1 protein-coding gene is annotated in these 1,315 nt (G+C 56.1%); it reads left to right on the forward strand.

The annotated features are described in order from the left end of the window. Positions 1–69 precede the first annotated feature (69 nt). Positions 70–1,284, forward strand: a complete 1,215-nt coding sequence (locus HA45_RS23305; RefSeq protein ID WP_128599094.1) for an ISL3 family transposase — start codon at positions 70–72, stop codon at positions 1,282–1,284. The last annotated feature ends 31 nt before the right edge of the window (positions 1,285–1,315 follow it).

A 1,315-nucleotide genomic window follows, 5' to 3' on the forward strand; every position in this document is an offset into this window, starting at 1 on the left:
GGGTCTTCCCCTGTTGTGGTGGCTGAGTGCATGATGTAGCAACATTTTTCATCACCAGAGACCGCTTTCATGGACGAGAAATCCCTCTATGCCCACATCCTCAACCTGTCATCACCCTGGGTAGTTGAATCACTTTCCCTTGATGATAAAGCCGGCTTTGTCACCGTCGTTGTGGCTGTCACCGAAAGTGCTCAACTGCATTGCCCGGCATGCGGTCAGGCCAGCCCGGTGCACGACCACAGAAAGCGTCAATGGCGGCATCTTGATACCTGTCAGTTCACCACGCTGGTTGAAGCGGATGTGCCGCGGGTTATGTGCCCTGAGCATGGCTGCCTGACGGTTCCGTGGGCTGGGGCAGGAAGTCGCTACACGCTGCTGTTCGAATCCTTCGTGCTCTCCTGGCTGAAAATCAGCACCGTTGATGCGGTCCGAAAACAACTCAGCCTCAGCTGGAATGCGGTTGACGGTATCATGATGCGGGCCGTCAAGCGGGGACTGGCGCGGATAAAAACGCCCCTGTCATCCCGGCATATGAATGTGGATGAAGTGGCGTTCAAAAAAGGCCACCAGTACATCACGGTCATCTCCGATCGTGAAGGTCGGGCGCTGGCGCTGAACGATGACCGCGGGACTGAAAGTCTTGCCCGTTATCTCCGTTCGCTGACAGACAGGCAGCAGGCCTCAATCAAAACGTTCTCAATGGATATGAACGCAGGTTACATCAGGGCGGCCCGTATCCACCTGCCTTCAGCGGTGGAAAAAATCGCGTTCGACCGCTTCCATGTCGCGAAACAGCTGGGCGAGGTGGTGGATAAAACCCGTCAGAATGAACATCCCCGCCTGACGGCAGAGAGCCGCCGTCAGGCGAAGGGCACCCGCTTCCTGTGGCAGTACAGTGAAAAATGGATGACCGACTCGCGGCAGGAAAAGCTGACATGGCTGCGTGAGCAGATCCAGCAGACCAGCCAGTGCTGGGCGCTGAAAGAGCTGGCGAGAGATATCTGGAATCGCCCCTGGAATGAGTCCCGCCGGACTGACTGGCAGCGCTGGATAGCGCTTGCCGAAAGCAGTGACGTTGCCCTGATGAGAAATGTGGCTAAAACGATCCGTAAACGGCTGTATGGGATACTGAATGCGATGCGGCATGGGGTATCGAACGGTAACGCTGAGGCGCTGAACAGCAAGATCAGGCTGCTGAGGATAAAAGCGAGAGGATACCGGAACCGAGAACGCTTTAAGCTGGGCGTCATGTTCCATTATGGAAAGCTGAATATGGCGTTCTGAGTAGGTCTCCCACCATGATCGGGGAAGACCC

It is taken from the genome of Pantoea rodasii (assembly GCF_002095465.1).
Lineage (GTDB): Bacteria > Pseudomonadota > Gammaproteobacteria > Enterobacterales > Enterobacteriaceae > Pantoea > Pantoea rodasii.

Bases quoted from the DNA above. Each gene is read 5' to 3' on its own strand.
- HA45_RS23305 (WP_128599094.1), top strand. From the start codon at position 70: ATGGACGAGAAATCCCTCTATGCCCACATCCTCAACCTGTCATCACCC.